The 25,886-nt window shown below is 43.6% G+C and carries 23 protein-coding genes and 1 pseudogene; 16 read left to right on the top strand and 8 right to left on the bottom strand.

Translation table 11 applies throughout. The annotated features are described in order from the left end of the window. A pseudogene (locus Q0C11_RS05260) lies at positions 1 to 770 on the bottom strand (signal protein PDZ); the annotation flags it as partial. Between the two features lie 159 nt (positions 771 to 929). Here Q0C11_RS05260 and Q0C11_RS05255 point away from each other — a divergent pair. Next, on the top strand, positions 930 to 2,015 hold the full coding sequence (locus Q0C11_RS05255; RefSeq protein ID WP_293006371.1) for a biopolymer transporter Tol: 1,086 nt from the start codon (positions 930 to 932) through the stop codon (positions 2,013 to 2,015). 156 nt (positions 2,016 to 2,171) lie between these two features. Here the strand turns inward: Q0C11_RS05255 and Q0C11_RS05250 are convergent, their stop codons facing one another. Continuing rightward, a complete protein-coding gene (locus Q0C11_RS05250; protein WP_293006369.1) occupies positions 2,172 to 3,494 on the bottom strand; it encodes a hypothetical protein in 1,323 nt (440 codons plus the stop codon). Positions 3,495 to 3,512: 18 nt separating this feature from the next. Continuing rightward, positions 3,513 to 3,962 carry a DUF4124 domain-containing protein gene (locus Q0C11_RS05245; RefSeq protein ID WP_293006367.1) on the bottom strand — a complete coding sequence of 150 codons (450 nt, stop codon included), beginning with the start codon at positions 3,960 to 3,962 and terminating at the stop codon, positions 3,513 to 3,515. A gap of 171 nt (positions 3,963 to 4,133) precedes the next feature. Between Q0C11_RS05245 and guaB the strand changes: the two genes are divergently transcribed. Both guaB and guaA read left to right on the top strand, forming a co-directional pair. Further along, positions 4,134 to 5,597: an IMP dehydrogenase gene (guaB, locus tag Q0C11_RS05240; RefSeq protein ID WP_293006365.1), complete on the top strand. Its 1,464-nt coding sequence runs from the start codon at positions 4,134 to 4,136 to the stop codon at positions 5,595 to 5,597. A gap of 12 nt (positions 5,598 to 5,609) precedes the next feature. Then, positions 5,610 to 7,172 (top strand): glutamine-hydrolyzing GMP synthase, encoded by a 1,563-nt coding sequence (guaA, locus tag Q0C11_RS05235; RefSeq protein ID WP_293006363.1) that lies wholly within the window; start codon positions 5,610 to 5,612, stop codon positions 7,170 to 7,172. 157 nt (positions 7,173 to 7,329) lie between these two features. Here the strand turns inward: guaA and Q0C11_RS05230 are convergent, their stop codons facing one another. The 4 genes from Q0C11_RS05230 to Q0C11_RS05215 form a co-directional block, all read right to left on the bottom strand. Further along, complete coding sequence (locus Q0C11_RS05230) at positions 7,330 to 7,836, bottom strand: CNP1-like family protein (protein ID WP_293006361.1); 507 nt, start codon at positions 7,834 to 7,836, stop codon at positions 7,330 to 7,332. After that, positions 7,833 to 8,423 carry a DUF3501 family protein gene (locus Q0C11_RS05225; RefSeq protein WP_293006360.1) on the bottom strand — a complete coding sequence of 197 codons (591 nt, stop codon included), beginning with the start codon at positions 8,421 to 8,423 and terminating at the stop codon, positions 7,833 to 7,835. The genes Q0C11_RS05230 and Q0C11_RS05225 overlap by 4 nt, the downstream gene beginning before the upstream one ends. A gap of 22 nt (positions 8,424 to 8,445) precedes the next feature. Next, positions 8,446 to 9,816 carry a heterodisulfide reductase-related iron-sulfur binding cluster gene (locus tag Q0C11_RS05220; RefSeq protein ID WP_293006359.1) on the bottom strand — a complete coding sequence of 457 codons (1,371 nt, stop codon included), beginning with the start codon at positions 9,814 to 9,816 and terminating at the stop codon, positions 8,446 to 8,448. 99 nt (positions 9,817 to 9,915) lie between these two features. Then, positions 9,916 to 10,335, bottom strand: coding sequence for a rubrerythrin family protein (locus tag Q0C11_RS05215; protein WP_292919862.1), 420 nt, complete (start codon positions 10,333 to 10,335; stop codon positions 9,916 to 9,918). A 492-nt stretch (positions 10,336 to 10,827) separates the two neighbouring features. Between Q0C11_RS05215 and Q0C11_RS05210 the strand changes: the two genes are divergently transcribed. From Q0C11_RS05210 to asd, 5 genes are all read left to right on the top strand, one after another. After that, complete coding sequence (locus tag Q0C11_RS05210; RefSeq protein WP_293006358.1) at positions 10,828 to 11,973, top strand: MFS transporter; 1,146 nt, start codon at positions 10,828 to 10,830, stop codon at positions 11,971 to 11,973. A gap of 81 nt (positions 11,974 to 12,054) precedes the next feature. Next, on the top strand, positions 12,055 to 13,467 hold the full coding sequence (gene leuC / locus Q0C11_RS05205; protein ID WP_293006356.1) for a 3-isopropylmalate dehydratase large subunit: 1,413 nt from the start codon (positions 12,055 to 12,057) through the stop codon (positions 13,465 to 13,467). A 66-nt stretch (positions 13,468 to 13,533) separates the two neighbouring features. Continuing rightward, positions 13,534 to 14,172, top strand: coding sequence for a 3-isopropylmalate dehydratase small subunit (leuD, locus tag Q0C11_RS05200; protein ID WP_293006354.1), 639 nt, complete (start codon positions 13,534 to 13,536; stop codon positions 14,170 to 14,172). 24 nt (positions 14,173 to 14,196) lie between these two features. Further along, positions 14,197 to 15,258 (top strand): 3-isopropylmalate dehydrogenase, encoded by a 1,062-nt coding sequence (leuB, locus tag Q0C11_RS05195; RefSeq protein WP_293006352.1) that lies wholly within the window; start codon positions 14,197 to 14,199, stop codon positions 15,256 to 15,258. Positions 15,259 to 15,408: 150 nt separating this feature from the next. Continuing rightward, positions 15,409 to 16,521, top strand: coding sequence for an aspartate-semialdehyde dehydrogenase (gene asd, locus Q0C11_RS05190; protein ID WP_293006350.1), 1,113 nt, complete (start codon positions 15,409 to 15,411; stop codon positions 16,519 to 16,521). A gap of 493 nt (positions 16,522 to 17,014) precedes the next feature. Here the strand turns inward: asd and Q0C11_RS05185 are convergent, their stop codons facing one another. Beyond that, positions 17,015 to 17,347 carry a hypothetical protein gene (locus Q0C11_RS05185; RefSeq protein ID WP_293006378.1) on the bottom strand — a complete coding sequence of 111 codons (333 nt, stop codon included), beginning with the start codon at positions 17,345 to 17,347 and terminating at the stop codon, positions 17,015 to 17,017. Here Q0C11_RS05185 and Q0C11_RS05180 point away from each other — a divergent pair. From Q0C11_RS05180 to Q0C11_RS05145, 8 genes are all read left to right on the top strand, one after another. Beyond that, complete coding sequence (locus Q0C11_RS05180; protein WP_293006376.1) at positions 17,241 to 19,289, top strand: FimV/HubP family polar landmark protein; 2,049 nt, start codon at positions 17,241 to 17,243, stop codon at positions 19,287 to 19,289. The two genes, Q0C11_RS05185 and Q0C11_RS05180, sit on opposite strands and share 107 nt — an antisense overlap. A gap of 50 nt (positions 19,290 to 19,339) precedes the next feature. Further along, the gene (truA, locus tag Q0C11_RS05175; protein ID WP_293006348.1) at positions 19,340 to 20,137 is read left to right on the top strand and encodes a tRNA pseudouridine(38-40) synthase TruA; all 798 of its coding nucleotides are present in this window, start codon (positions 19,340 to 19,342) and stop codon (positions 20,135 to 20,137) included. 22 nt (positions 20,138 to 20,159) lie between these two features. Further along, positions 20,160 to 20,777, top strand: a complete 618-nt coding sequence (locus Q0C11_RS05170; protein WP_293006346.1) for a phosphoribosylanthranilate isomerase — start codon at positions 20,160 to 20,162, stop codon at positions 20,775 to 20,777. Then, a complete protein-coding gene (gene trpB, locus Q0C11_RS05165; RefSeq protein WP_293006344.1) occupies positions 20,774 to 21,973 on the top strand; it encodes a tryptophan synthase subunit beta in 1,200 nt (399 codons plus the stop codon). Before Q0C11_RS05170 ends, trpB begins: the two co-directional genes overlap by 4 nt. A gap of 62 nt (positions 21,974 to 22,035) precedes the next feature. After that, positions 22,036 to 22,899, top strand: coding sequence for a tryptophan synthase subunit alpha (gene trpA, locus Q0C11_RS05160; RefSeq protein WP_293006342.1), 864 nt, complete (start codon positions 22,036 to 22,038; stop codon positions 22,897 to 22,899). 36 nt (positions 22,900 to 22,935) lie between these two features. After that, a complete protein-coding gene (gene accD, locus Q0C11_RS05155) occupies positions 22,936 to 23,805 on the top strand; it encodes an acetyl-CoA carboxylase, carboxyltransferase subunit beta (protein ID WP_293006340.1) in 870 nt (289 codons plus the stop codon). 21 nt (positions 23,806 to 23,826) lie between these two features. Then, complete coding sequence (folC, locus tag Q0C11_RS05150) at positions 23,827 to 25,128, top strand: bifunctional tetrahydrofolate synthase/dihydrofolate synthase (RefSeq protein WP_293006338.1); 1,302 nt, start codon at positions 23,827 to 23,829, stop codon at positions 25,126 to 25,128. A 15-nt stretch (positions 25,129 to 25,143) separates the two neighbouring features. Beyond that, positions 25,144 to 25,851 (top strand): SPOR domain-containing protein, encoded by a 708-nt coding sequence (locus Q0C11_RS05145; protein ID WP_293006336.1) that lies wholly within the window; start codon positions 25,144 to 25,146, stop codon positions 25,849 to 25,851. Positions 25,852 to 25,886: the final 35 nt, after the last annotated feature.

The following is a 25,886-nucleotide window of genomic DNA, read 5'->3' as shown; positions in this document are numbered from 1 at the left end:
TTGTTGTACATCGCAATGTATTGCGCGGTTGCATCCAAGTACTTTTGCGCCAGCGGTTGATCGGTGCTACGCAAATACACCAGCGCATTCACCGCGCCGGCGGATTGTGTGTAACGTTGGTACCGCCCCGCGACGAGATAGATATCATCCTGTGGTTGTTTTTCCTCCCAAACCACGTGTTGCATCGTGTCGGTTCTGTTTTCGTGCAACAACGTGCCCTGACTCACCACATCCCAATCGGGCGGCACTTGAATATCGAGCTGGAACGATACCAACGCATTGCCAAACTGCGGGTACCACACACTGGAATTAGCCAAGAACACGCCTTCCGGTGAAATCGTCCCCGGCGTTGAACCAAAGCTGCGCGAATACTCTTGACCCGGTCCCTGTACTGCGTGATGGATCTTGCCACTGAATTGCAGCGTGATTGCTTGCTGGTCGGGCGGCAACGTCACCGTGTAGCGCCGGATCGAAATCGGCCTGGATTTTAACCCAACTTCATTCTCATCGCTCTGGATTGTGGCGCCTTCCACATGCGTAATCGCTAAACCGGCGTGCAGAAAGAACTCAAGTTGCACGGGCTCTTTTGCATTACGTACCCAATCAGGAACTTGAATCCGATCCTTGACTTGGATCTCTGAGGTATCCGGTGATAGCTGAATTTGCATCTGGTGATGGAAAGTTGCGGTGCTGGCGGATGCATTCGTACTGTAAAGTATGTGAGCGACAATAAATATACATGTCACACCGAGGTTAACTAATTTTTGCATTCTTTATTAAAATCTATTGGATAGGTTATAAATTTGGCCATTCGGATAAAGACGTTGCGTGATCGCCTGCTGCATTCTATAACATTGAGTGTTTACTTTCCTTTTGTGCCTATGTTTAAATGTTTTTTATTTAATCGGTAACAAGGTATTTTTAATTCTATGAGAAATTTTATACAAATAACATCGTGTGGTTTCTTGCTGCCACTGGTGTTTCTGGCCACAGCCAATGCCAGCACAATTGACTTTATCTCCGACGAACATCAATTGTCCGTCAAAGAAAAAAGAGCCGGAGAGGCATATTACCGTGCAGATGCGAAATGGATGATTTATCAGGCGGAAGTAGCGGACGATAATCCGTTCTATCAGATTTTCCTGAAGAATATTAACAGTGGTGCGGTGCAACAAGTATCACCGGGTACTGGTAAAACCACGTGCGCGTGGGTGCATCCGGCACAGGAAAAAGTCCTGTTTTCGTCGACCCATGAAGATGCGCAAGCCAAAGCCAAGATGGTTGCAGAGATTGAGCGTCGTAAATCCGGTGAGCAGAAATCCTATGCGTGGGATTATGATGAATTTTATGATATTTACGAGACCGATTTTTCCGGTGGGAATATTAAGAATCTGACTAAAACATTGGGGTATGACGCCGAAGCTTCATGGTCTCCTGATGGCAAATTGATCGCATTTGCATCCAATCGTCGTGCGTATAGCGATCAATTATCCGATGAAGAAGCTGCATTGTTCAAAACCAATCCGGCTTCGATGATCGATATTTATATCATGAACGCCGATGGCTCCAATGTCAAAAGGCTGACGCGCACACAAAGCTACGATGGCGGCCCATTCTTCAGTCCTGACGGGAAACGGATCGTATGGCGGCGTTTTTCGGATAGTGGTCGCGAAGCGGAAATATTCACCATGAACATTGATGGCAGCGATCAAATGCAAATCACGCGTCTGAACGTCATGTCGTGGGCGCCTTTTTATCATCCTTCCGGCAAGTACATTATTTTTGCGACCAATTTACAAGGGCATCGCAATTTTGAATTGTATATTGTCGATGTCGACGGACAAAAAGAACCGGTTCGTGTGACCGATAAAGAAGGTTTTGACGGCTTGCCGGTATTTACGCCGAATGGCAACCATATTACCTGGACCAGTGATCGCACCCCGGAGAAGAAGGGGCTGTTGTTTCATGGCAACTGGAATCACGCAAAAGCACTGGAAAGTCTTTCGTTGAAATAGTCAGCGTAAAAAAGACATTGACGGCTTCGAATACAGTGAGAAGTCTATGGAATGGTTATCATAGGTCTTCTCATTGTGTCTTTTACCTGTTTTTGCTTTAATCAACTGCTTCGCGTTTTTCAATGACTTATTAAAATACAGTCATTCAGAAGCTTGTTAACTGGCTTCTGATGTGTCAGAAAAGAACTTTTCTCTGCGTTTTTGCGCATCAAAATAAAGCGATTCATTGGGTTCAAGCCGATATCCTAGGCTTTGAATTTGCCGCCATATATCAGGAAACGTTTTCATTCGTTTAAAACGCCGAGCATTCTTTTTGAAATCCCGCTTATTGTTTGATTTGTATAGTAATTCGAATAGCATCAACCATGTGGGTATATGATGTTGATGAGTCGCTAATTGTTTTTGGAGTAATTCAATAGCGGCATCAGGTTTTTCCTGTTCGATTAATGCACGTGCTGCGGACGTTGTCTGTTCAGGTGGTGTAAAGGGATTTTCTTCGGTATGGGCGATTTTTTCAGTGTGTTGCAGTAAAACTGCAGCATAGCGATGCCGCGCAGTCGTGAATGATTCATCCGAGGATGGCATAAGTTTTTGTTTCATCTTTTTATGGTTGCGTAGCATCATAAAGATGATCAGTAAAGTCAGTAAAATTCCAATTAGAAAAGTAGTATCCGACAATAAATCCAAGTCTATTGGAACAGCATTGAACTCATCCGGATTTGCTGAATTCTCAATCGGCTGTACGATGTTGTTCGAGATGGCAATAACGTCATCTAGCGGCTGTGTATTGTCTTCGGGTTGTATCATTGGATCGACGTGAGACTCGATCTCAGTGTCCATAGTAAACGCAATGCTCTCAATTTGTTGTTCTTGCGCCTTCGCGGCTTCGGATAACAATAATGATTGTATTGTGGCAATTTGTGTTTCCATCGACTCTATGTGCTGGGTGAGCAGATTGAGTTGATTAGCTTCGCTATCAGCAGTTTGTTCTAATTGTGCAATCAGATTGAGTGTCAGTTGATGATTTTCTGATTCGGATTTAGCTGATTCTATGGCTGTTTCTTGCGTTTTGTATTCAGATGGGTTTTTTGTAGGTTTGCTTTGTCGTGATTGAGCCGCAGGTTTTGCATAGGCACTAATTGTTCTTAAATCCGGAATATGGAGCGTTGTGCCAACGGGTATGGGTTGATAAATGCCACTCGGAAAATGTTTCGAGTTAATTTGAATAATGGCACGGACGAGATTATCCCGTGCAGCAGCATTTTCAGGATATATCAGACGTGCAATCTGCAATATATCTTCGCCAGGTCGAATTTCCCATGGCATTCCAGGTCTTGAACTTTCTTGCTTGGAAGCACCTGTCTGGCTGGACGAATGACTATCCAGTTCAGAATATGAAACAGGTACTTCAGCCAGAACTGAAGTACCTGTTAGAAAGAAAAGAAAAAGGGTAATTAATTTACCAGTAATTGCAACCATTTAATTTAAGAAAATTGATTATTTACAGAATTTTGCTATTGCTTTATTCGCGTCATCAATTCTTCTTTGCCGCAGATCATCGTCTACATAGACCATTCCACCAGCACCGTCGGGAATCGTTAAACGGGGCGAATCGGAGTACATTCTGAGCTGAGTTTGAGCCTCGGTACATTTTTTTTGGTTTGTTTCAGCTTGTGCCTGATCTTTGGCTTCGTTTTCTTGCCGTTGTTTTCTGCGTTTTTCAAATTCATCCCGTGCATCTGATGGATTGTTTGCTGGACTGCCTTGGTGACTGCCGGTAGTCGGCGCTGCGTTGATATTTAACTGTTGTCCTTGTGTATTTACATCAGGAGGGGGTGGTTGATCGGTGTAGTGTATTTTGCCGGTTTCATCCACCCATTTGTAAATTTGCGCACTGACGGAAGTGCTAAACAGCAAGGCGATTACAGTCAATACAAAAATTCTCATTGCATGCTCCAGAAAAATGATCGATCTGAAATACATCGGTCTCGTATTTAGGCAACCTAAAGATTTCGTGCATTAAAACATATTAACTGGAAATATGCTGTATTCTTGGTTGAATTGGCACGAAAATTGTTGGATTTTAGCTATAATGTCGCTTTGCAAAGGATTGTCATTATGCAATTGACTCAAAAAGCGCTCACCTTTGATGATGTTCTCTTGATTCCGGCCCATTCGACGGTTTTGCCGCGCGATGTCAGTTTGGCGACACAATTGACACGCACCATTAGCTTGAATATCCCACTCATATCGGCAGCCATGGATACCGTGACGGAGGCACCACTGGCCATTGCTCTGGCGCAAGAGGGCGGTATCGGTATCATCCACAAAAATATGACCATTGAAGCCCAGGCTGCGCATGTGGCTCAAGTCAAGCGGTTTGAAAGCGGTGTAGTCAAAGACCCTGTCACGATCCATCAGAACATGACCGTGCGCGAAGTGCTTGAACTGATACGCCGGCACAAAATATCCGGATTGCCGGTAGTGAATGGCAAGAAAGTCGTCGGTATTGTTACCAATCGGGATCTGCGCTTTGAAACCAATCTCGATCAAGCCATCAAACACATTATGACACCGAAAGGCCGCCTGGTGACCGTCAAGGAAGATACGACGCGCGAAGCCGTGCTGGAATTGCTGCATAAACACCGCCTGGAACGCGTTTTAGTCGTCAATGACAAATTTGAATTATGCGGGCTGATTACGGTTAAGGATATTATTAAAACTTCGGAGTATCCTCTTGCCAGCAAGGATGAGGATGAGCAGTTGCGTGTTGGCGCTGCCATAGGGGTAGGAGAAGGCAGTGAAGAACGTGCATTGGCCTTAGCGGAAGCTGGTGTCGATGTAATTGTCGTTGATACCGCGCATGGCCATTCGCAAAGTGTTCTGGATCGCATTGCCTGGGTTAAAAAGAATTTGCCGTCGATTCAGGTGATTGGTGGAAATGTAGCGACAGCAGAGGCTGCCAGAGCGATGGTCGATCATGGTGCGGATGCGGTGAAAGTGGGTATCGGTCCTGGTTCTATTTGTACCACGCGTATCGTCGCGGGGGTTGGCATTCCGCAAATAACCGCTATTCATGACGTATCCGAAGCTTTGAGGGGATGTGGTGTGCCGATGATTGCCGATGGGGGTATTCGCTATTCGGGCGATATTGCCAAGGCGCTGGCAGCCGGAGCAAATTCAGTGATGCTCGGCGGATTGTTTGCCGGAACTGCGGAGGCACCGGGCGAAATTGAATTGTTTCAAGGTCGCTCTTATAAAAGCTATCGTGGCATGGGTTCACTTTCGGCGATGCAACAGGGCTCCAGTGATCGTTACTTCCAGGATCAGGAACATAAAAATAACGACAAACTGGTTCCTGAAGGCGTGGAAGGGCGCGTTCCATTTAAAGGAAGTATTTCTGCGGTTATCCACCAGTTAATGGGAGGGGTGCGCTCGAGCATGGGGTATCTGGGGTGTGAAACGATCGCGGTGATGCACGACAAGGCGGAATTTGTTGAAATTACCTCAGCCGGTATCCATGAATCGCATGTGCACGATGTCCAGATTACCAAAGAAGCACCCAATTATCACGTCAAATAACGACACACCATAATGCATCAAAAAATCCTGATTCTGGACTTTGGTTCTCAATACACACAACTGATTGCTCGTCGTGTTCGCGAAACAAATGTGTATTGCGAATTGCATCCGTATGACGTTGATGCGAAATTTATCAAGGCTTTTGCACCCAACGGCATTATTCTTTCCGGCGGCCCCGCTTCGGTTATCGAAGACGAAACACCGCGTGCGCCGCAAATCGTATTTGAATTGGGCGTTCCGGTACTGGGTATCTGTTATGGCATGCAAGCCATGGCGGCACAGTTAGGTGGTTCGGTAGAAAATGTCCCAGTTCGTGAATTTGGTTATGCGGAAATTCAAACGACGCAAAGTGGCGCATTGTTTCAGGAGATTAAAGACCGCGCTAGTGTGGGTGGAAGTAACATTCTGGATGTCTGGATGAGTCATGGCGATGCCGTGATTGCATTACCGCAAGGATTTGAGGTTATGGCGTATAACGCCGCTACGCCTATTGCCGCCATGGCGGACGACAGGCGCCGATTCTACGGTATCCAATTTCATCCCGAAGTTACGCATACGCTGCAAGGAAAAGCGATAATCGACCGATTTGTGCACGATATTTGCGGCCTGGGGCGCGATTGGAACATGCCGGACTATGTCGAGGAAGTGATTAGCAGAATACGTGCTGCCGTTGGCAGTGATCAGGTCATTTTGGGGTTGTCCGGTGGTGTCGATTCATCGGTGGCAGCAGCGTTGATTCATCGCGCCATTGGCGATCAATTGACCTGTGTATTCGTCGACAATGGCTTGTTGCGTGCCAATGAAGCCAGGCAGGTGAAGGATACTTTCGCGGTTAATCTGGCGGTTAAAGTGATTCATGTTGATGCCAGTCGTGACTTCTATCGCAGCCTCATTGGTATTAGTGATCCGGAAGCCAAGCGCAAGATTATCGGGCGCGAATTTGTCGAGGTATTTCAACGTGAATCGGAAAAAATCAACGATGCCAAGTGGCTCGCACAAGGCACGATTTATCCCGATGTGATCGAATCTGCCGGTGGTAAAACCAAGAAAGCGCACACGATCAAATCACATCATAATGTCGGCGGATTGCCGGAAACATTGCATCTCAAACTGCTCGAACCATTACGGGAATTGTTTAAAGACGAAGTGCGCGAGCTCGGATTGGTATTGGGTTTGCCGCGCGAAATGGTATTTCGTCATCCGTTCCCAGGTCCTGGATTGGGCGTGCGGATTTTGGGTGAAGTCAAATATGAGTATGCTGAACTGCTCAGACACGCTGATCAAATTTTTATCGAAGAATTGCAACGCTCCGGTTGGTATGAGAAAACCTCGCAAGCCTTTGCGGTCTTTCTGCCGGTCAAATCTGTTGGTGTGATGGGGGATGGGCGCACTTACGAATATGTTATTGCGCTTCGAGCTGTACAAACCTTGGATTTTATGACCGCCAACTGGGCCGAGCTTCCGTATTCGTTACTCAGTAAGGTTTCTAACCGTATCATCAATGAAATTCGCGGCATCAACCGCGTCGTTTATGATATTTCCGGGAAGCCACCGGCGACGATTGAATGGGAGTGATGTTAAGTATTTAACCTGTTGATTTATAGTTAATATAAGGTTGCAAATAGTTTGCGATCTTATTCTGAATTGTGTAAACTTAGCTGCTTATATCAGTTTAGTTACTCAATTTAGAAATCATTCTGTAGAATAGTTTGATTGCGAAAGAGCTGCTCACCTAGCGGTAAATACTACGATGTATACCGGCTTTTAAAGCCTGAATAGCATCTTCTGTGCTAGTTACAATTTGCCGATGTGGACAAAAAATATTTTTAGCCAGTTCGCGCTGTGCGTTAAATTGCTGCACCAATTCAATTTTTTGCCATTCCGATGTACGAGGTTGTATCCAGGTTTTATCATCTCTTCCGAGCGCATACAGTTTTCGTTCACTGGTGGCGCAGCGGATACCTTCGTAGCTGACATTGAGAGCGTCTGTGGAAGATTTGACGACTAAAGTAAAGCGGATAACGCCATCTTCACCAATATTAATGGAAGTTGTATCAATCAAATAATGATTACTGGAGACAACACCCGCATCGAATTCCATCAAGTTTGTGGTATCCGGATAAGCGGGGAGTTGTGTTAATTGCTCGATCCATGGCTTGTCGCTTTCGAATTGATCCTTGAAAGGTGGTTTGGCACAGGCAAAAAACAAAATACAGAGTAAAACGCAAATTCGTTTCATGCGCCGGATAAGTCTTGCAACAATGAGGTGCGGATATTGCTGTCGACGGGATCAATCGCTGCTTGATAAGCGGGATGATCAACACCGATACTTAAGGCTGCGCCTTGATGAAGTGATTGAATCATTTCAGGGGTGAGCTCAAAGCGAAGAAAATGAACCGCTGAAGTTTTTTCGCTATTTTCCCGTTCCAAATCTTCGTCAGCAATAGCATATACGGGTGGATGCGCTGCGATTCTGACCCATACTTTATCTTCTACGCCGATCAAACCGGCCAGTTTAACGGCGCGTATCGCAGGGTCTGGGTATTCAATCAACATCGTAGCTTTCCAGTTATGTCCATCCGGAATCAACGGTGTATATGTTTCAAGTTCGTGCATGATTTCATCTTCGTGAAAGATGCGTTCGACATACAACATTTCCTGAATTTGATAGCGAATGGTAATAGCGTCTTCGAAAATAAGTGTGATATTTTCTCCCAAGGGAATTTTGCGCGTTTTTTTATGCGCCATCACTTGGGTGCGAAAATCCTTGCGGATTTTGGCATAGGCTTCCAGTGTCAACAAATTATCACGAGTAATTTTAACCATGTGTTTCTCATTATAGATGGACTTAGGCAATTGGTTTAACGTCGTCAATCGGTTGATGCTCGGCGTCAACATCGTACGCCATGCGCAATAGAGTAAGTGGGTGCAGCTTTTGCGCCTTACTTGCACCGATACCTTGTTCTATATGTCGCGCAGCAATGGCGCAATCCGAACTGATGTAATCCGGATCGGAAGCAGCCATTTGTTTGAAAACGGGACGACCTATTTTCATGGAATCTGTAAAGTGCTCGCTTTTCACACCCCAAGTTCCGTCATGACCTGAGCATCGCTCGACAGTATTAATGGTCGTTTCTGGAATAAGCTGCAGTATATCGCGCGTCTTTTTTCCAATGTTCTGCACACGTTGATGGCAGGGGACATGATAAGCCACAGTGCCAAGGGGTTTCTTGAAATCTGTTTTAAGTAATTTATCCTGATTTCTTAATGCCAAGTACTCAAATGGATCAAACATCGCAGCAGCGACGGCTTGAACTGCTTCATCCTGTGGAAATAATAGTGGCAATTCCTGCTTGTACATTAACGTGCAAGAAGGCACTGCGGTGAGAAGCGCATATCCCTCTTGTGCTAATTTTAGTAAATGCGGGATATTCTCGTTTTTAAGTTTTTCTACCGTCTCCAAATCGCCCAATTCCAGTTTGGGCATTCCGCAACATACTTCTTTTTCTGCCAGGCAAGTCGGGATTTCATTATGCTGCAAGATTTTTAACAAATCGTGCCCAATGCCAGGCTCGTTATAGTTGATGTAACAAGTTGCGTAAATAGCAACTTTTCCAGGCGTACGCGCACCGTTAATAACGGGGAAAGTGCTACTGGGCTCAGCATTTGAGCGGAATGTTTGGGTTGCATATTCGGGCAATTTTCTATCGGCATGAATGCCCAACATGCCATCCATTAACTTGCGAGTAATGGGTGTTTTGTTCACGGCATTGACGGTTTGAACCACGACAGGAATCGTGGCCAACTTACCCATCAAATCGGTATTTGAGAGCAATCTGTCACGAAACCCTGCGCCTTGGTATTTATATTTGACTGCTTTTGCACGCAGCATTAAATGCGGGAAATCAATGTTCCATTCATGTGGCGGCACATAAGGACATTTGGTCATAAAACACATGTCGCACAGATAACAGCGCTCAACCACTTCCCAGAACTGGTTTTTATTGACGCTATCCAATTCGCCTGTGGTGCTTTCATCAATCAAATCAAACAGGCGTGGAAAGGCCGTGCATAAATTAACGCAGCGCCGACATCCGTGGCAAATATCGAAAACCCGTTCCAGTTCCTGGTTCAAGCTGGCTTCATTATAAAAATCGGGATTCTTCCAATCGATTGGATGACGCTTAGGTGCTTCGAGACTTCCTTCGCTGATGGTCATGATGAATTTGGCGTATCAAAAAATTCGAATAAAGCAACACAGGGGCTTATTCAGATCGAGCTTGATTAAACCCCTGTTGACTCAAACTAAAGCAACGAATTAGTCAGCTAAGCTATCTAATGCGCGTTGAAAGCGATTCGCATGAGAACGCTCAGCCTTGGCTAGTGTTTCAAACCAGTCGGCGACTTCATCAAATCCTTCATCACGTGCTGTTTTGGCCATGCCGGGATACATGTCCGTGTATTCATGTGTTTCACCTGCAATGGCCGTTTTCAGATTGTCACGAGAAGCGCCGAATGGCATGCCAGTAGCTGGATCACCGCAATTTTCCAGATATTCCAAATGACCATGGGCATGACCGGTTTCGCCTTCCGCAGTAGAACGAAATACAGCAGCCACATCATTTTGCCCTTCTACATCCGCTTTAGCTGCGAAATATAAGTAGCGTCGATTGGCTTGAGATTCTCCGGCAAAAGCGGCTTTCAGATTGCCTTCAGTTTTAGATCCTTTAAGTTCCATCATTTTCTCCTTTTTAAATTAACATGTAGTTATATTTGATCTCGATGAAAAGAATGTATTTATGTAATGCACAAAACCGAGACTAGCTGATAAAGGAAGGTATGAGGTAATAATTGTGGCACCCTGCCAACACTTCTTTAAATTTATTCAGAACATGGTGAGTGTGCATAAATACAAAATCCGATCCGTTCACGGAGACTATCGAAGGGCTTGTGGATTGTCAACTATCTACTAACAGATCGGTTGTGAACAAATGAATTATCCAGCCGACTCTTGATTCAAATTTATGTTACGCATAATTTGCCTTCTTGAGTAAAAGCGCTGCAACAAAGTTTGCTGAATTTTTTTGCAGCGCTGTATTGTTGTAGAATCATTTGAAATTAATTGCAGCTCTTATTTAGCTGTTATTCTTATTCACTGGTTCAGTGAGTTTCACATTTTCACTTTTGCCGACAATTCCTTGTTTAATCACTGCATCAATTAATCTAGAGCATGCCATCATTTCCTTATTGGCGCCTTTCCGGCTTTTATTTTTTCTATTTTGCTTTTATTGGTGCTTTTGCGCCGTATTGGAGTTTGTATCTCCAGTCACTGTCATTTAGCGCATTGCAAATTGGTATTTTGATGTCCTTATTGTTAGTTACGCGTATTTTTTCTCCAGCTGTCTGGGGATGGTTGGCGGATCATACAGGTAAGCGAGTTTGGGTCGTGCAGATCGCAGCAATAAGCGGTTTTGTGAGTTTCTGCGGTTTCTTTGCAGGAGAGTCATTTGCTTGGATTTTTGTTGTCATGCTGATGATGAGTTTCTTCTGGAGTGCTTCATTGCCGTTGATGGAAGCGATTACATTGTCTCATCTGGGAGATTATACCGATAAGTATGGACGGATTCGTTCCTGGGGATCGGTTGGGTTCGTTGTGGCAGTGGTTGGCATTGGTCATCTATTGGAAATAATAGAGATTATTTGGCTACTTTGGATTCTATTGGGACTTAAATTGGGTATTGTCATTTTTTCTTATCAAATTCCTGAGAAAGAAATCATGCACTATGCCACAGGATTACTTTCGATACGACAGATATGTCTGCGTCCGGAGGTTATGGCATTTTTGATATCCAGTTTATTGATGCTGCTTGCACATGGTGCTTATTATACGTTTTTCTCCATTTATCTGGTTGAGCATGGCTATGACAAAGGGTTTGTCGGATGGTTATGGGCGATTGGCGTGATTTGTGAAATTGGAATTTTCTTTATCATGCCGTGGTTAATGCAACGATTTCGATTGAAGCATATCCTGATTTTCAGTTTTGCTTGTGCCATACTACGCTTTGTGTTGATAGGTCAATATGTCGAATGGCCGGTGATTATTGTCATAGCGCAAGTTTTACATGCAGCGACCTATGGAACGCATCATGTTGCAGCTATGATGGTGATCCATCAATTTTTTCGGGGGCGTCATCAAGCCAAAGGTCAAGCGATTTATACCAGTGTCGCCTACGGAGTGGGTGGAGCTTTGGGAGCGGTATTCAGCGGTTATACCTGGGATTGGCTGGGTGCAGGTAACACTTTCTTTATGAGTGCAGCAGCAGCGCTAGCGGGCTTGATGCTAATTGCATGGAAAATGAAGTCATTTGATCATTAATAAGCGATGGTGTGGTTAGTTTGTTGAATTGGTAAACTTTATGGGATAATTGTACGTTACGTTCGATTTTATTTTTTACTGATGCAAACATTATACGACAAACTTTGGAATCAACATCTGGTACATACTGAATCTGATGATCCGGGTAGTATGGCATTGATTTATATTGATCGTCATTTAGTGCATGAAGTGACTAGTCCGCAAGCGTTTGAAAGTCTGAAACTGGCTGGGCGGAGACCTTGGCGTCTTAATTCTATACTTGCGGTTGCAGACCACAATGTTCCGACTACCGACCGCAGTCAAGGTATTCAGGATCCCATTTCTCGCTTGCAAGTCGATACACTAGATCAGAATTGCGATGAACTGGGAATTACTGAGTTCAAGATGAATGACTTGCGTCAAGGTATTGTGCATGTGATTGGTCCTGAGCAAGGCGCTACGTTGCCAGGCATGACAGTAGTTTGTGGTGACTCGCATACCAGCACGCATGGTGCATTTGGGTGTTTGGCTTTTGGGATTGGCACCTCAGAGGTTGAGCATGTATTAGCTACACAATGTCTGTTGATGAAGAAATCTAAAACCATGCGCGTCTCGGTGGAAGGCAATTTGGGCCCAGGCATTACTGCCAAAGATATTGCTTTAGCGATTATCGGTGATATTGGTACTGCAGGTGGAACTGGTTATGCAATTGAATTTACTGGCAGTGCTATCCGCGCGTTATCGATGGAAGGAAGAATGACGCTGTGCAATATGGCGATTGAAGCGGGTGCACGTGCGGGGATGGTAGCTGTGGATGATACAACCATTGATTACATCAAAGGACGACCGTTTGCACCAAAAAACGAATTATGGGATAGCGCTGTTGCATTCTGGCGCACACTGCGTAGCGATGCTGATGCGGTGTTTGATCGAACAGTGACATTAGACGCTGCGCAGATCAAACCTCAGGTGACTTGGGGCACATCTCCCGAAATGGTGACAACAATCGATGGAATCGTGCCTGATCCTGCCCGTGTTGCCGATGAAGTGAAGCGACACGATATGCAACAAGCACTAAACTACATGGGGCTAAATGCCAATACTCCGATTCAGCAAATTAACCTGGACAAGATTTTTATCGGTTCCTGCACCAATTCACGTATTGAAGATCTGCGCGCGGCGGCTCAGATTGTCAAAGGGAAGCATATTGCGGCTAATATTAAGCTGGCGCTGGTAGTTCCAGGATCAGGTTTGGTCAAGAAACAAGCAGAGCAGGAGGGGCTGGATCAAATTTTTCGCTCAGCCGGGTTCGAATGGCGTGAACCAGGTTGTTCTATGTGTTTAGCAATGAATGACGACCGATTGATCGCTGGTGAACGCTGTGCTTCAACCTCAAATCGAAATTTCGAAGGCCGTCAAGGCCCGGGTGGCAGAACGCATTTGGTTAGTCCTGCAATGGCTGCTGCTGCAGCAATTGCAGGACATTTTGTTGATGTACGTAAACTGACTAACTAATAATGAAAAGCAGTTTTTTGCTGTGCATGAACAGCAAGTACACTTGGTCAGATAAGATATAAATTAATGGAAAAATTTGAAACAATTACAGCGCTAGTGGCACCTATGGATCGAGCTAATATTGATACTGATGCCATCATCCCGAAGCAGTTTCTCAAATCAATTAAACGCACCGGTTTTGGTCAAAACCTATTTGATGAATGGCGATATCTGGATCATGGCGAGCCAGGCATGGATTCATCGCAACGTAAACTGAATCCGGCGTTTGTGTTAAACCTACCCCGTTACCAAGGTGTGCAGATATTGCTGGCACGTGCAAATTTTGGCTGCGGATCAAGTCGTGAACACGCTCCTTGGTCGCTCCAAGATTACGGTTTTCGCGTCATTGTCGCCCCTAGTTTTGCGGACATCTTCTTTAATAATTGTTATAAGATTGGTTTGTTGCCAGTTGTTCTGGACGCGGCGATATTGGACTACCTATTTGAGGAAGTAAAATCAACAGAAGGGTACCGATTGACGGTAGACCTTCAGAATCAAAAGGTCATTTCTCCAAAAAGAGAAGAATTTACATTCGAGATTGATATTTTCCGTAAACAGTGCTTGCTCAATGGCTTGGATGATATTGGCTTAACCCTGCAGCACGCTGAAAAGATTAATCAATTTGAGCAGAAACGACGCAATGAACAGCCTTGGTTGTTTATGTAAGTGACCGTGTGAAAGTGGGATAAAATGAAAATTGCTGTATTAGGGGGCGATGGTATCGGGCCGGAAATTGTTGCTCAGGCCGTGCGTGTATTAGATGCTTTGAAAACTGATGGTCTGGGTATTGAATTGGAATACGGATTGATCGGAGGCTGTGCAGTTGACGCCATTGGAGAGCCGTACCCTGATGCGACCCATCAATTAGCCAGTCAGGCAGATGCAGTTCTCTTGGGCGCTGTTGGAGGCCCGCAATATGATGCTTTGCCGCGCGAGCAACGTCCTGAGCGTGGTTTACTTGCGATTCGCAAGAAGCTTAATTTATTTGCTAATTTGCGTCCCGCGATGCTTTATCCGGAACTCGCCAATGCCTCTAGTTTAAAGTACGATGTGGTTGCCGGTCTCGATATCATGATCGTGCGTGAATTGACCGGCGATATTTATTTTGGTGAGCCGCGCGGGATTGAGACCCGTCATGGAGAGCGTGTCGGTTTTAATACCATGATCTACAGTGAAGCGGAAATACGACGCATCGCACATGTTGCGTTCCAAACGGCTGCTAAGCGTCAAGGTAAATTGTGTTCCGTAGATAAAATGAATGTGTTGGAATGTACACAATTATGGCGTGACGTTGTCACTGAGGTTGCTAAGGAATACCCGCAAGTGACTTTGTCGCATATGTTGGTTGATAATGCTGCTATGCAATTGGTTCGTAATCCAAAACAATTTGACGTCATGGTCACCGGGAATATGTTTGGTGACATATTGTCTGACGAAGCCTCCATGTTAACAGGATCCATTGGCATGTTGCCTTCAGCTTCCTTAGATGAGAATAACAAAGGATTATATGAACCCATTCACGGTTCAGCACCCGATATCGCTGGAAAGGATATCGCTAATCCACTTGCGACAATATTGTCAGTAGCCATGATGCTGCGCTACACATTCAATCAGGAAGAGGCGGCAAAGCGCATAGAAAATGCGGTTAAAAAAGTTTTAGCGGCGAGCTACAGGACAAAAGATATTGATGAGGCCGGCATGAAATCTGTAGGCACAAAAGTCATGGGGGATATGGTTTTGGCAATGCTGTAATTATATTTAATGACAAATTAATGCATGATTAGGAAATAAAGGTGTAATTAATGTATTAATCATTTTGTATCATTTTATAAAGTAAGTTAATATTTATGCAGTTTTTTTATTTGATTAACGGATTGTCAATTTTAGAAAAAGAGATAAGCAATGAAGCAAGTTGGTTTTGTGGGTTGGCGTGGGATGGTTGGATCTGTGCTAATGCAGAGAATGCGAGAAGAAGAAGATTTTTCTCTGATTGATCCTGTTTTTTTTACAACTTCACAAAAAGGTGGCGTAAGTCCTGAAATTGGCAAGGAGACGCCTCCGTTAAAAGATGCCTTTGATATTGGTCAACTGAGCGCGATGGATATCATCATTTCATGTCAAGGTGGGGATTATACGCATCAGATTTTTAAACTGTTGCGTCAATCGGGTTGGCAAGGATATTGGGTTGATGCCGCTTCAGCATTGCGCATGGAAAAAGATGCCGTGATCATATTGGATCCGGTCAATAAACCTGTGATTGAGCAGGCTCTTCATAACGGAGTAAAAAATTATATTGGTGGCAATTGTACAGTTAGCTTGATGTTAATGGCGGTTGGCGGTCTTTTTGAAAAAGGCATGGTGGACTGGATGAGCGCCATGACTTATCAAGCAGCATCGGGTGCTGGAGCCAAAAATATGCGTGAACTGTTGCAGCAAATGGGTGAGGCACATCGAGTGGCGAAAGATTTGTTGGATAATCCTGCTTCCAGTATTTTGGATATTGATCGCGAAGTTGCTGGCACATTACGTGATAAAAAATTTCCAACTGAAAATTTTGGCGTTCCGTTAGCGGGCAGTTTGATTCCCTGGATTGACAAAGAAGTTGCTAATGGACAAAGTCGAGAAGAATGGAAGGGACAAGCCGAAACCAATAAAATTCTTGGAACAAGCGACCGGGAAATTCCTGTTGATGGTATTTGTGTACGTGTTGGTGCAATGAGGTGCCATAGTCAAGCGTTAACCATTAAGCTAAAACAAGATGTGCCATTAGATGAAATTGAAGAAATTGTTGCAAATTCAAATGATTGGGTTAAAGTTGTTCCCAATGAGAGAGAGGCAACTACCTCACAACTAACGCCAACGGCAGTAACGGGTACTTTATCAATACCGGTAGGGCGATTACGCAAACTGACAATGGGCGGAGAATACTTATCTGTTTTTACCGTAGGCGATCAATTACTTTGGGGTGCCGCAGAGCCATTGCGTAGAATGCTGCGCATACTGATTGCACACTAAATATCTTTATATCGATATCCTGAATACAATAGTCGAATGTAGTATTTTAAATTTCGAGTTTAATCTTTCGTTACATTAGCGAATATTGGTAGATAGAACCAGCAACTTGAAGAGCATATATTTCACACCTTACATGTATTGTGAGGTGCTTTAATTGATTATGGGTTTGTTTAATTCGCTTGTAATTTGAGGCGTAATCGCAACTAACTAGTGTGATTATGTTGCAATACTAGCCTTTCGATATTTATTTCCAAAAAACTAGAGAGGGTACTTCGGTGTATAAAACATCTTTTAAAGTAAGCTTGTTTGCAATTATTCTGATGTTGCCATGGGTTGCTGTTCAAGCAGCTGGACTCGGTAAATTGACGCTTAACTCTGCGCTGGGGCAGCCTTTTAGCGCTGAAATCGATATCGTATCGACCGATACTGATGAAATACCATCTCTAAATGCTAGTGTGGCTACTCGTGAAGCATTCGCACAAGCCGGCATAAGCTATGAATCTGTTTTGTCAGCTTTCAAAGTTTCAATCGAAACGAGAGCAAATGGTAACCCTTTCATCAAATTGACTTCGCCGCAAGCGGTTAATGATCCGTTTTTAATGTTATTGATGGAGTTAAATTGGTCTTCAGGGCGCATTTTACGGGAATATACCGTTCTGCTCGATCCTGTTGAGTCGCCAGCACAAAATCTGGTAGCAGCCAATACAAACCCTCCACCTATAGTTGGTGCATCAGGATTTGATGTAGAAAGATCACCGCGCATCGAAAATGATAATCCAATTACAAATTCGGTTCCATCAACTGCTGATACATCCAGTCTATCCAATAAGACCTATGGCCCAGTTAACCGAGGTGATACCTTATCATCGATTGCGAGTCAGGTATTGCCCGCTGGTGTCGATCTTAATCAAATGCTGGTGGCGCTTTATCGCGCTAATCGCGAGGCTTTTATCGCGAATAACATGAATTTACTCAGGACAGGCGTGATTTTGAAAGTGCCTGAGATGAATGAAGTAACAGCAATTGATTCATCAGCCGCGAGAACCGAAATAAAAACACAAATAGCAGATTGGCGTAATTATAGGGAGCGGTTGGCAGCAATTAGCCAGGAATCTGTAGCACCTCATACAATCAGTCAATCAGATCAAGGTCAGATTACAACCAGCATTGATAAAAAGTCGACATCAACTCCCGATGCACCCAAAGAGGTTCTGAAACTATCCAGCGGAGCACAGTTACTTGACACAGATGGTCAGATTGCTGAATCTACATTGGTTGATCGTCTTCGTATGATGGAAGAGGATGCGATTGCGCGAAATCTTGCATTAAAGGAAGCGAATGAACGTGTAGCTATGCTGGAAAAGAGTGTTGAGAACTTGAAACAATTACTAGAGCTGAAGGATTCGGTGTTAGCGCAGGCACAAATTAAGGCGGAATCAGTTCCAACATCAATTAATAAACCGGAATCACAAGTTCCGGCAGACGAGGTTTCGGTTACCGAGAACGCAGCTTTGGATTCTGTGTCTGTACAAGAGGAGACACCGATAATTCAACCAGTTACAGAAGCGCCGGAAGTCAATGCGCCTTCTGCAATATCTGATGAAGAAGCTGGTCAATCACTGCTTGATCAGGCATATGATTATATCGAATACATCGGTGCTGCTTTAATTCTGCTGTTGTTACTTATCTTACTGATTCTTAAAAGACGCAAAAATCAATCATACGACGATGACGAAGTAGAAGAAAATAATGAAGAAGATTATTCTTCAGCAATGCGTTCCCGAATAGCCTCAATGGCTGCTGCTAAAGCTGCGTCTGTTACGGCGGAAGATCAATCATCATCTGAGAATTTGGATCATAACCAATCTTTTCAAGATGCAGACCCTTATTCTCAAGCCGATGAGTCAGAGGAATTTAATAGAGATCCTGATTTGTCTTACGAAGACAATGCCGAACATGCTTTGCAATCTGAGCCTGAAACTGAGTCGATTACAGAGTCTCAGGTTGGCGATGAGACATTCCCGGAAGATTCACAGATTATCAATAGAAACTTAAAAAAGGATTCTGAAGAAGAATTTATTCAATCAATTGATTCTACTGAAGATAAGGATCCTGTTGAATTTGCAAATCAAATTGATTTTAATTTGAATGATGAAGCAGATGAAATTGCAACGAAAGGAAAAACTGAATTAAAGGATGCCGAGCAAATAAAAGAAGCTGAAAATGTTTCTGATTCTGATTATGCGGTCGAGATTGACTTTGATGAGCCAGAACAACCGCCTGCTGTTGTCAATTCAAGTGATAAAACTGCAGAAAAGAATAAGGACGATTTTGAGTTTTCTCCTTCAGAAATTGATTTGACAGATAAACAAAACCTAAACGAAATTGAGATTCCAACACTCAGTGAAGGTAGCAGCACTGATTCAGGAAAGCCTGCACTCGATAATGATCCTCTGGAGTTCGATCAATCTCCAGATATTACACAAAATGATAAAGAATCAAATTCTTCAGCGATAGTTCCTGAGATTGATTTGGCAGCTATTAATTTGGATCTAGAAGATTCTGGCGCAAGCGATGACAAAGTTAAAAAGGAAGATTTAAGCACTCAAAGTGAAGCATGGCAAGAAGTTGAGACAAAATTAGATTTGGCAAAAGCATATCAAGAGATGGATGATAAAGAGGGTGCCAAAGAAATGCTTGAAGAAGTCATCCGAGACGGTGATGCAAAGCAAAAAAGAGCTGCAAAGAAAATGTTAAAAGATCTGTAATGATTTTTATCTAGTTTGTTACAGCTTATTTAGAAAGGCAGCTTCTATTTGTGCGAATAATTTTGATTCTAGAATATGACGGCAGTCGTTATTGTGGCTGGCAAAGTCAACCGGAAAATTGTTCAATACAGGATGCACTGGAAACTGCCTTATCCCAAATAGCTCAGGAGAAAATACGCGTAATCACTGCTGGGAGGACTGATACAGGTGTTCACGCACTCTATCAGGTCGTGCATTTTGATACTTCCGTGCAACGTCCTGTCACTGCATGGGTGCGCGGTGTAAACGCGTTTTTGCCTGACGATATTGCTGTTTTGTGGGCATCTGAAACGTCCGACAAGTTTCATGCGAGATATAGTGCAGTTGAGCGACGTTATTTATATTTATTACTAAATCAGCCTGTGCGCCCAGGAATTAATCATAAAAAAATTGGATGGTTTCATCAACCGCTGCGATTGGACATAATGCAGCGTGCCGCTAATATCCTGATTGGAGAACATGATTTTTCTTCGTTTAGAGCAACTGGGTGTCAAGCAAAATCTCCCATACGCACAATGACACAGTTGAAGATTCTTCGTCATGGAAATTTGTTTGTTTTTGATTTACGTGCTAATGCATTCTTGCAGCATATGGTAAGAAATATCGTTGGTTGCCTGGTTTATGTTGGTAAAGGCAAATATTCTTCCGAATGGATGCTTGAGTTGCTGGAAGGTTGCGATCGTGCATACGCTGCCCCCACTTTTTCTGCTGCGGGCTTATATTTAGCGGACGTGAAATATGATTCCTGCTGGTGCATGCCAAGATTAGCTGAAACGCCTCTTATCCCCAGCATGTTCTTATATAATTAAGCATTCAAAGTTTATTATTTATATGTCAGTGCGTGTAAAAGTGTGTGGAATTACTCGATGCGAAGATGCTGCGGTAGCAATTCGCTCAGGCGTTGATGCTATTGGTTTTGTTTTTTGGCCCCAGAGCGCACGTTATATTGATCCAAATGTTGCACGCTTCATTTCCGCCAATATCCCACCTTTCATTTGCACGGTAGGTGTTTATGTTGATCCTGACATTGCTTGGGTTGAAGAAACTGCTCGAGTAGCTAAGTTAAATCTGCTTCAATTTCATGGTAATGAGACACCTGAGTTCTGTAATCAATTTTCCCAGCCTTATATCAAAGCAATTAGAGTCAAACAAGACACAGATTTGCTACAATATGCTGAGCGATATAGCACCGCAAAAGGCTTATTGCTTGATACTTATGTGGCCGATATGCCAGGAGGTACTGGGCATGTGTTTGAGTGGGATCTTATACCTAAATTTTTGTCTCTGCCACTTATTCTGTCTGGTGGTTTAAATCCGGCCAATGTGTCTATGGCAATTCAGAGAACTCAGCCATGGGCAGTCGATGTTTCGAGTGGTGTAGAAGCCTCGAAAGGAATTAAAGATGAAAAAAAGATTTTTGCCTTTATGCAAGGAGTAAAACAATTGTGAGTGCCTATGATCTTCCAAATAAAAACGGTCACTTCGGACCGTACGGAGGTATTTTTGTTGCTGAAACATTAATTTCGGCGCTGGAGGATTTGCGTGAGCAATATGAATTTTATCGTCACGATGCGAATTTTCAGTCAGAATTTGCTGAAGAATTAAAACATTACGTAGGACGCCCTAGCCCCATCTACCATGCTAAAAGATGGTCTGAACATTTAGGAGGTGCACAGATACTGTTAAAACGTGAAGACCTGAATCATACCGGCGCACATAAAATAAACAATACGATTGGACAAGCTTTATTGGCCCGGCGTATGGGAAAGAAACGCGTTATTGCTGAAACCGGTGCTGGTCAGCATGGTGTGGCCAGTGCTACGGTTGCAGCACGTTATGGCATGGAATGTGTCGTTTATATGGGGTCTGAAGATGTTAAACGTCAGGCAACCAATGTTTATCGTATGAAGCTCCTGGGAGCAACGGTGGTGCCGGTCGAGTCGGGGTCGCGAACATTGAAAGATGCATTAAACGAGGCGATGCGTGACTGGGTTACTAATGTCGAAAATACTTTTTATATTATTGGTACAGTAGCCGGGCCTCATCCGTATCCGATGATGGTGAGGGATTTTCAAGTAGTAATAGGGAATGAAGCTAAAATACAAATGCAAGAGGATTTTACGCGGCAACCGGATGCACTAATTGCATGCGTTGGCGGAGGATCGAATGCCATTGGTTTATTTTATCCCTATATTGATGATGTCAATGTTCAACTGATAGGTGTTGAAGCTGCAGGGAAAGGAATTGATACCGATCAACACGCGGCGACTTTATCAATGGGCCGGCCTGGGGTGCTGCATGGCAATCGCACTTATCTGATTCAAGATGAAAATGGTCAAATTGTTGAAACACACTCAATTTCTGCCGGTCTCGATTATCCTGGTGTAGGTCCAGAACATGCCTGGCTTAAAGATTGCGGACGTGCTGAATATGTCGCGATTACCGACGATGAAGCGCTGGAAGCGTTCCATACACTGTGCCGATACGAAGGTATTATGCCAGCACTGGAATCAAGCCATGCGCTGGCTTACGCGGCCAAATATGCGCCTACCCTACCTAAAGACAAATTGTTGCTGGTTAATTTATCGGGTCGTGGCGACAAGGATATGGCAACAGTTGCGCAAATGTCCGGTTTAACACTGTAGTAAACTTATAATCAGTGCTGTTTTGTTGAATTTCTGATAAGAATCGAGAGCGAATTGAGCCGATGAACCTAGATAGCATTAAAAATTTACTCAGCTTTTTTAGCGGGCAAAGTGATATTAACAGAACCCATCGCATTGCTAAAACATTTGCCGAATTAAAAGAACAAAATCGGAAAGCCTTGATTCCCTTTATTACGGCAGGTGATCCTCATCCTAAATATACCGTTCAATTAATGCATCAACTGGTTCAGTCAGGTGCTGATATTATTGAACTGGGCGTTCCTTTTTCCGATCCCATGGCGGATGGGCCTACCATCCAAAGATCCTCAGAACGTGCGTTAAAATATCATGTCAGCCTAGATGATGTTTTGAAGTTAGTGGCTGAATTCAGAAAAACAAATACAAATACACCGATTGTTTTGATGGGGTATGCAAATCCTGTTGAGGCCTTGGGTCATGTGTCATTTGCTGCCAAAGCGAGAGATTGCGGGGTTGATGGTGTTCTTATTGTTGATTATCCTCCGGAAGAGTCGAGTGAATGGGTGCAGTGCTTGGAGCAGCATCAAATTGATGCAATTTTTCTATTATCCCCCACTACGCATCAACAACGCATCGAGCAAGTAGCAAAGATGGCGAAAGGCTATATTTATTATGTTTCTCTTAAAGGGGTTACCGGCGCATCGCACCTGGATCTGCAAGATGTCAGTACTATGCTGAAACAATTGCGTCAGTATATTTCGTTGCCGATCGGTGTTGGGTTTGGCATACGCGATGGCGTAACAGCTAAGGCGGTGGCAGAACTATCAGATGCCGTGGTGGTAGGTAGTAGAATAATCGAGGAAATTGAGAAGTCTTCGGAATCGGACTTATTCAGTAATGTAGGAAGTCTGGTAAAAGCATTACGTGATGCTATCGATAAGAATTAGAGTAATGCTAACAATACATTCTAGGGAACAGTTTTCATGAGTTGGTTTCAGAATATAATTCCACCTAAAATTAAACGCAAAGAAGCCGGCGAAAAGAAAATAGTGCCAGAAGGTTTGTGGAGTAAATGTATCACTTGCGAAGCGGTCTTGTATTATACCGATCTAGCCAGAAATCTAAGTGTTTGCCCAAAATGTGATTTTCATAATCGCATTTCTGCCAGAGACCGTATTGATCAATTACTGGATCCCGAAGGTCGATTTGAAATTGGTGTGGAAGTGGTTGCGACCGATGCGTTGAAATTCAAGGATAGTAAACGTTATGTTGATCGACTGGCGCAGGCCAAGGAAAATACTGACGAAGATGACTCTCTAGTGGTCATGCAAGGGACTATCAAAACGATACCCGTTGTTGTCGCTGTGTTTGAGTTTGGTTTTATGGGCGGGTCGATGGGCTCTGTGGTGGGCGAACGATTTGTTCGTGGTGTCAAAGCTTGTATTGATAACCATGTCCCGTTTATTTGCTTCAGTGCGAGTGGTGGGGCACGCATGCAAGAAGGTTTATTTTCTCTAATGCAAATGGCTAAAACTACAGCCGCATTAACGCGGCTGAGTCGTAATAAACTCCCCTATATTTCTGTTTTGACAGATCCTACCATGGGCGGTGTATCTGCAAGCTTTGCTTTTATTGGCGATGTTGTAATTGCGGAACCAGGAGCACTTATCGGCTTTGCTGGTCCACGAGTAATTGAGCAAACTGTGCGCCAGACACTGCCAGAAGGTTTTCAGCGCGCTGAGTTCTTATTGCAACATGGTGCGATTGATATGATTATCGATCGGAGGCAAATGCGTGACAAAATTGTAAATATTTGTACACAATTGATGCATGTTTCTATGCCGATAGCTTAAATTCTGGATTGATAAAGGGCAATGAATGTGCCGGATAAGCTTCCTGTTTCAGTTGCAGATTGGTTAAGTTATCTCGAGGCGTTTCATCCTCAAACGATTGAACTGGGACTGGAGCGAGTCAATCACATTCGAGCAGAGCTTGCGTTGCAGCCTCAGTTCCCTATCATCATTGTTGGTGGAACAAATGGTAAAGGATCTGTCTGTGCAATGCTTGAATCCATATTGCATTGTGCGGGCTATGCAGTGGGCTGTTACACTTCTCCTCATTTGCTGCACTATAATGAACGGATCCGCATCGGTAAAAAAGACATTGATGATAAGAGTCTTTGCAACGCCTTTACGCAAATATATTCAGCTTGTAGGGTTCGAGGCATTTCATTAACTTATTTTGAATTTGGTACATTGGCCGCTATGTATTGTTTTGTCCAGGCAAACGTCAATGCAGCGATCCTGGAAGTTGGCTTAGGAGGGCGTCTTGACGCAGTTAATATCTTTGATGCTGATTGTTCAATTCTAACCAGTATCGATCTTGATCATGTCGAATACCTTGGCGATACGCGAGAAAAAATAGGTTTTGAAAAAGCTGCTATCTTTAGAAAAAACAAACCGGCAATTTGTGCGGAAATTGGTGTGCCACAGTCAGTCATCCAGCAAGCTGAAAAGAGCGGCGCAATCTTATATCAGATTAATAAGCAATTCGGATTCTCAAAGCAAGATATGCATTGGGATTTTTGGGGTCCGGAAAGTAGACGCTATTCTCTTCCATTTCCAGCTTTAAGAGGAGAAAAACAGCTACAAAATGCAAGCACCTGTCTGGCTGCTTTGGATGCGCTGAGCGAAGTGCTGCCCGTCAGTATGAATAATGTGCGTCAGGGTTTAATGGAGGCGATTATTCCGGGACGATTTCAAGTGATTTCAACACAACCGCTGATTATTCTGGATGTCGCGCATAATCCCAGTGCTGCGATGGTGCTGTCACAAAACCTACGTGCAACAAGACCGACAGGACAAACCTATGCAATTGTAGCTATGTTACAAGATAAGGATATTTGTGGCGTTATTCAAGCTTTAAAAAATGATATTGATTATTGGCTCGTATCTTCTGTCGATTCTTCCCGCGCTGTGACTGCGGATAATTTGATTAATGAAATCCATGAAGCTGAAGCCTCCGATGATGATCATATTCGGAAATTTTCCGATACTGCTTCTGCTTTTGTTTTTGCCTGTGAACAAGCAAGTAAAAATGATAGAATCTGCGTATTTGGATCTTTCTATACGGTGAGTGACGTGTTGCAATACTTAAACACACATCGGAGCAAGTAATCATTGGGTCTGCTTATGACTAAAAATATCACTGAAGAAGAATTATTACTTCGGAAACGTGCCAGGAGGCGCTTGGTCGGTGCGATAATTCTGGTTCTTGTTTCCATCATTGTTTTGCCAGCCATATTCGATGAACCTAAAACAGATGATGAAACGCATGAAATTGCTATTAATTTACCAGGAATTGATAAAAATACTATTGTTTCGAGTGCAGAACAAATGACTCCGGTACCTTTCAGTGAAATGAATGCAGCTAATGAATTACAGAATGAACCTGAAATTTATAGTCAGAATATAGAAGAGATCATTGAAGCGCATACGTATAAACAAAACGGTATTCCGATTCCCGGTATTAAACCAAAGTTTGATAAGCGATCCACTGAAATATTAAGTGCAAACAATGCAAATTCTATGCATACTGCTACAAATGCACCTGCTGCAGCGATTAGCGCGACTGGAACAACCAAAGCTCCCCAAACCTCATCTGATGTAGCAAAAGGATTTGTTATACAGTTAGGAGCATTTTCAGATCAATCAAAAGCTAAGCAACAACATACAAATTTAGAGTCAAGTGGTTTTAATGCTTATACCGAAACACTTAGAGTTGGTAATAATGAAGTAACGCGTGTGCGAGTTGGGCCTTTTATGACGCAAGGCGCAGCTGACAATGAATTAAAAAAATTAAAAAATATTGGGTTGGACGGAGTGATAATTCCCAGGTAGCACAGTAGTCCAATCAAATAAGATGATTCAGGAAA

The organism is Nitrosomonas sp. (assembly GCF_022842015.1).
In the GTDB taxonomy this organism is placed as follows: Bacteria; Pseudomonadota; Gammaproteobacteria; order Burkholderiales; family Nitrosomonadaceae; genus Nitrosomonas.
This window is presented reverse-complemented; position numbering and strand designations above follow the sequence as displayed.

Excerpts from the sequence above, each read along its gene's own strand:
- Q0C11_RS05215 (WP_292919862.1), bottom strand. The coding sequence starts at position 10,335 with ATGGAACTTAAAGGATCTAAAACTGAAGGCAATCTGAAAGCCGCTTTT.
- Q0C11_RS05230 (WP_293006361.1), bottom strand. The coding sequence starts at position 7,836 with ATGAAACGAATTTGCGTTTTACTCTGTATTTTGTTTTTTGCCTGTGCC.
- Q0C11_RS05245 (WP_293006367.1), bottom strand. The coding sequence starts at position 3,962 with ATGAGAATTTTTGTATTGACTGTAATCGCCTTGCTGTTTAGCACTTCC.
- folC (WP_293006338.1), top strand. The coding sequence starts at position 23,827 with ATGAATGTGCCGGATAAGCTTCCTGTTTCAGTTGCAGATTGGTTAAGT.
- Q0C11_RS05210 (WP_293006358.1), top strand. The coding sequence starts at position 10,828 with ATGCCATCATTTCCTTATTGGCGCCTTTCCGGCTTTTATTTTTTCTAT.
- accD (WP_293006340.1), top strand. The coding sequence starts at position 22,936 with ATGAGTTGGTTTCAGAATATAATTCCACCTAAAATTAAACGCAAAGAA.
- trpA (WP_293006342.1), top strand. The coding sequence starts at position 22,036 with ATGAACCTAGATAGCATTAAAAATTTACTCAGCTTTTTTAGCGGGCAA.
- guaA (WP_293006363.1), top strand. The coding sequence starts at position 5,610 with ATGCATCAAAAAATCCTGATTCTGGACTTTGGTTCTCAATACACACAA.
- guaB (WP_293006365.1), top strand. The coding sequence starts at position 4,134 with ATGCAATTGACTCAAAAAGCGCTCACCTTTGATGATGTTCTCTTGATT.
- Q0C11_RS05145 (WP_293006336.1), top strand. The coding sequence starts at position 25,144 with ATGACTAAAAATATCACTGAAGAAGAATTATTACTTCGGAAACGTGCC.
- Q0C11_RS05170 (WP_293006346.1), top strand. The coding sequence starts at position 20,160 with ATGTCAGTGCGTGTAAAAGTGTGTGGAATTACTCGATGCGAAGATGCT.
- leuD (WP_293006354.1), top strand. The coding sequence starts at position 13,534 with ATGGAAAAATTTGAAACAATTACAGCGCTAGTGGCACCTATGGATCGA.
- Q0C11_RS05220 (WP_293006359.1), bottom strand. The coding sequence starts at position 9,816 with ATGACCATCAGCGAAGGAAGTCTCGAAGCACCTAAGCGTCATCCAATC.
- asd (WP_293006350.1), top strand. The coding sequence starts at position 15,409 with ATGAAGCAAGTTGGTTTTGTGGGTTGGCGTGGGATGGTTGGATCTGTG.
- Q0C11_RS05250 (WP_293006369.1), bottom strand. The coding sequence starts at position 3,494 with ATGGTTGCAATTACTGGTAAATTAATTACCCTTTTTCTTTTCTTTCTA.
- leuC (WP_293006356.1), top strand. The coding sequence starts at position 12,055 with ATGCAAACATTATACGACAAACTTTGGAATCAACATCTGGTACATACT.
- Q0C11_RS05255 (WP_293006371.1), top strand. The coding sequence starts at position 930 with ATGAGAAATTTTATACAAATAACATCGTGTGGTTTCTTGCTGCCACTG.
- Q0C11_RS05225 (WP_293006360.1), bottom strand. The coding sequence starts at position 8,423 with ATGGTTAAAATTACTCGTGATAATTTGTTGACACTGGAAGCCTATGCC.
- leuB (WP_293006352.1), top strand. The coding sequence starts at position 14,197 with ATGAAAATTGCTGTATTAGGGGGCGATGGTATCGGGCCGGAAATTGTT.